The organism is Halomonas sp. Ps84H-12, assembly GCF_024124725.1.
Classification (GTDB): Bacteria; Pseudomonadota; Gammaproteobacteria; order Pseudomonadales; family Halomonadaceae; genus Vreelandella; species Vreelandella aquamarina.
Genome location: NZ_JAMXSJ010000075.1, coordinates 1 through 3,775 on the forward strand (window position 1 = coordinate 1; position 3,775 = coordinate 3,775).

Sequence of the window (3,775 nt, forward strand, 5' to 3'; positions counted from 1 at the left end):
GGGTTCCTTCAAGGCGCGGGCGATCTCGGCCTGGCGCAAACTACCGCTGGCCAGGATGCCAAAGAGCGTTTCTGCCGCCAGCTTCACGACGGGTCGAGCGAGGTGATCCGACAGGTCGTCACACCAGCCGATTCAGGCGAGCTTTCCATTTGGCGCGGTCTTTGGCATCTTGAAGCATCGGGGTTTTCCTTTTGGTTCATGGTGTTAGGGGTAACAACATGATACCGGCGGGAAAGCCCCCGATCTCGTTGATAGCACTGAAATTTTCAACGCTATTCAGGCAGTTACAGCACCACCTGTGGAAAAGTGGGGAGACGCTAGGTGAGCTCAACCAAGCACTCTCCCATGCGGTCAAAATGCATATTGTAACCTCGCACGCACTTCATCTCCGCTAGCGCCATTGGCTTGTTCGCCATCCATGTAGCTCATTCCAAGTCGAACATTCTTGTTGGCGTAATAGTTAACGCCCAGTGTTGTTTGCTTACCGTCGGTCGTGGCCAGCCCCACATCACTGTATTTTCCGTCACCATCCTCAAAGCGGGCAACAACTTCCCAGGCCCCTTTGGGTGATGCCGGTTTTACCCGCTTGAATACTCCGGCTTTGTAAGGACGGCTTTCGCCGGTGATGATCCAGCCAAGCTGTACGTAATAGCCATCAACATCCACCTGGCCTTCCTCGGAATCGAAATATTCGGCCTGGGCATGGAAGGGCCCGAAAGCGCCGGCGAGCTCCAGATTAAACGTATCGACCTCATCGGCCTGAGTGTCGGCATCACGCGTGGAATAACCCGCACCAAGATGAACAACCATATTGTTCGTTTGAATCGGTGCAACCGTGCCCCGCGCGGTTACTGCCGTGTTATTGAAGTCGTCGCTGCCATCGCCGTTTGCCTCGAAGTAGCCGATACCGTAGGTCCAGTTGTCGCCTTTGCCACTGAGCTGGATGCCGCCGCTGCGACCGGGGGTATAACGCTCGGACATGGCGGATCGCTCAAGGGCCGAGATGTCTTTTGAACTCGTTAATTGTTCCAGGCCGAATGGCTCTTTCTGCTTACCAATAGTCACGGTTGCAGCTGAGCCAAATCCCAGGTAGCGAATGTACAGGTCCTCAGCGTCCCCGCCTTTTTTGCCATCACTCTCAGCCACGTTGAACTGGGCTTTGTACGCCCAGTCGCCAAAGTGGCCCTTGGCGTAGAGGCGTGCCCGGCGCACGTCGAAATCGGTAGTGTCAACACCGTTGGCGTCAGACTGCGTGGCGTCGTAATCCCATTGAAGGCGCCCGCCGAGCTGAAAAGACGCAGAGTTATCCGACACTTTCACTTTGATACCGCTGTCGGTATCGATCACAAGGTCTTCGCCGCTGGTCGTAACAGTTCCGGCCTGTGCGGCGGAAGCTGCAGAAATCGCCAAAGCCAAGCCCAAATATTTCTTGCTCATAGTGGTTTTTTCCTTTCAGTTTGCTTGTGGGTATTGAAGAATCAATGGAAAGTCTATTTGGTAAAGATTGCAGTTTGTTTACAAATGATGCATCGAAACAGGGCATCGGTTCGGGCCTGTGACAGGTTTTGGCGCGCTGCGTGTTGCGGCCCTATTCTTGGTCAAGCTAAGAGTTCGCCGCTTAAGTCCCAGGACTCTGACAAATAACAATGGGTAAGCGGATTAAATGGTTGATCTTACCTTTGCATGAGAGTGAGACAGACCGGCATCTCATCGGATTATCTGGTTGATGCTTCACCTACTGCTGGTGCATGTTTCCTTCGCTAATTCCAGCAAGAACCCCACACGCCTCAACTTCCCGGTCATCGTTGCAACTCGCTCTCAGTGAAACGAGTTGTTTCTCAAGTGCTTGCAGAGCGGTTATCTGCGACCGCACATGAGAGATGTGATCATCGAGCAAGGCGTTGACGGCGGTACAAGGCTGATGAGGGTCGTCCTGATAGCTCTGTAGTTCGTGAATCTCAGCCAGTGACAGGCCCAGGATTCTGCAGCGACGGATGAAGGCCAGCCCCTCACCATGCTTCTCGGTATAGACACGGTAACCGTTGTCCTGCCGATCAGGCGGCGGCAACAAGCCCTGCTGTTCATAGAAGCGGATCGTCTGTGTTTCGACCCCTACCAACTGCGCCAACTGACCAATGCGCATCAGCCTCCTCCCCAACGGATTCTTTACTCTATTGACCTTATAGTAGCTTTATAGTTTAAAATGGTACCACAACATTGTTCAAGTGGAGTCGTATCATGAGCAAATCCTGTGGTGGCGCCTGTGGCGGAGATGCAACGTCCGCAGCGGATACCGATATACAGGCCTCCTCCGAGGCGCCAGGGAGATGGGTCAGTGTTTATGCCGTGCCGAAGATGGACTGTCCATCAGAAGAACGAATGATTCGCCTAGCCCTGAACGGCGTTGAGGGGATTCGGGCACTGTCCTTCGACTTGTCGAACCGCCGGTTGAAGGTCGTGCATGACGGTGAGGTCGAGCCCGTCACCGCGAAGCTGAAGACCTTGGAGCTAGGCGCCTCGCTTCAGGAAACCGTCGCTGCAAATCCGGAGACCATCAAGGCCGCCGAGTTTTCGGCAGCTTCTGCTAAGCAAGAATCCGGGACCCTGCGCTGGTTGCTCGGCATCAATGCACTTCTGTTCGTGGTGGAAATGACTGCCGGTCTGATGGCTCAGTCAACTGGCCTCATTGCAGAATCCCTGGACAATTTTGCCGATGCGGCGGTGTACGGGCTTGCCCTTTATGCGGTTGGACATAGCGTGAAAATGCAGGTACGTGCCGCGCATCTTGCTGGTGTACTGCAACTGATCTTGGCTGTGGGCGTGCTCGTAGAGGTGGTGAGACGCTTTGTATTCGGTAGTGAGCCTGAATCGCTGGTGATGATGGCTATCGCATTCGTCGCATTGATTGCCAATACCAGTTGTCTGCTGCTCATATCCAAACATCGGGAAGGCGGGGCGCACATGAAGGCAAGCTGGATATTCTCGGCCAACGACGTGGTGATCAACCTGGGGGTCATCACCGCCGGCGCCCTGGTCGCGTGGACCGGGTCCAATTATCCGGATCTGATTATCGGCACCATCGCGGGGGTCATTGTACTTAACGGTGCCAGACGCATTCTGGCGTTGAAGGGTTAAATAATGCTCATTATTGGCAAAAAGCTCTCGCCGTATGCCCTATTGTCCATATCGGGCCTGCTGGCAGCGTCTGATCAGGCTGTAAAGTGGCTGGTGCAGCAATCAATGGCCTATGGCGAGTATGTTTCGGTGACCCCGTTCTTTAACTGGGTGCACCTATGGAACACCGGTGCCGCATTCAGTCTTTTTGCGAATGGTGGAGGCTGGCAGCGCTACTTTTTTATCGGGATCGCGGTGGCGGTCTCGATTTTTCTGATCAAGCTGATCCTTGAAAATCGTCATAAAGGAGAAGCCATCGCTTACAGTCTTATCCTCGGTGGCGCCATGGGCAACCTGATTGACCGGGTCTTTCGCGGCTATGTTGTGGATTCCTTTGATTTCTATTGGCGAGACTGGCATTGGCCGGCCTTCAACCTGGCTGATATTGCAATTGTCCTCGGTGCCTTACTTTTCGTTTCCAGCAGCTTGTTGGGTAAAAAAGCAAACACCAATGCCGAGCCGGATGGATCTGACTGACACTGCGGCTGCATGAGTACGTGGAGAAGGAATCCTTCAACCACCCCTACACCTTTGTGGCGGCACAGACCGGCCTGGACGAGAAGACGGTGCGCGACATCTTCAACGCCCGCGCCGAGTTCCT

Annotated in this window: 5 protein-coding genes and 1 pseudogene; 4 read left to right on the forward strand and 2 right to left on the reverse strand. The window is 54.2% G+C overall.

From position 1 onward, the window contains the following. Positions 1-222 (forward strand): hypothetical protein (locus tag NH344_RS17945; protein WP_253028269.1); only part of this gene is annotated, 222 nt, incomplete at its 5' end. A 129-nt stretch (positions 223-351) separates the two neighbouring features. Here the strand turns inward: NH344_RS17945 and NH344_RS17950 are convergent. Further along, the gene (locus NH344_RS17950) at positions 352-1,437 is read right to left on the reverse strand and encodes a porin (protein WP_253028270.1); all 1,086 of its coding nucleotides are present in this window, start codon (positions 1,435-1,437) and stop codon (positions 352-354) included. Positions 1,438-1,735: 298 nt separating this feature from the next. Next, a complete protein-coding gene (gene cadR, locus NH344_RS17955; RefSeq protein WP_004364961.1) occupies positions 1,736-2,143 on the reverse strand; it encodes a Cd(II)/Pb(II)-responsive transcriptional regulator in 408 nt (135 codons plus the stop codon). A 95-nt stretch (positions 2,144-2,238) separates the two neighbouring features. Between cadR and NH344_RS17960 the strand changes: the two genes are divergently transcribed. From NH344_RS17960 to NH344_RS17970, 3 genes and pseudogenes are all read left to right on the forward strand, one after another. After that, positions 2,239-3,135 carry a cation transporter gene (locus NH344_RS17960; RefSeq protein ID WP_253028271.1) on the forward strand — a complete coding sequence of 299 codons (897 nt, stop codon included), beginning with the start codon at positions 2,239-2,241 and terminating at the stop codon, positions 3,133-3,135. Between the two features lie 3 nt (positions 3,136-3,138). Then, positions 3,139-3,651 (forward strand): signal peptidase II, encoded by a 513-nt coding sequence (gene lspA, locus NH344_RS17965; RefSeq protein WP_253028272.1) that lies wholly within the window; start codon positions 3,139-3,141, stop codon positions 3,649-3,651. Next, positions 3,648-3,775, forward strand: a pseudogene (locus NH344_RS17970) (transposase family protein); the annotation flags it as partial. The gene lspA and the pseudogene NH344_RS17970, both read left to right, overlap by 4 nt.

Coding starts and splice junctions, on each gene's coding strand:
- NH344_RS17950 (WP_253028270.1), bottom strand. CDS start 1,437: ATGAGCAAGAAATATTTGGGCTTGGCTTTGGCGATTTCTGCAGCTTCC.
- cadR (WP_004364961.1), bottom strand. CDS start 2,143: ATGCGCATTGGTCAGTTGGCGCAGTTGGTAGGGGTCGAAACACAGACG.
- NH344_RS17960 (WP_253028271.1), top strand. CDS start 2,239: ATGAGCAAATCCTGTGGTGGCGCCTGTGGCGGAGATGCAACGTCCGCA.
- lspA (WP_253028272.1), top strand. CDS start 3,139: ATGCTCATTATTGGCAAAAAGCTCTCGCCGTATGCCCTATTGTCCATA.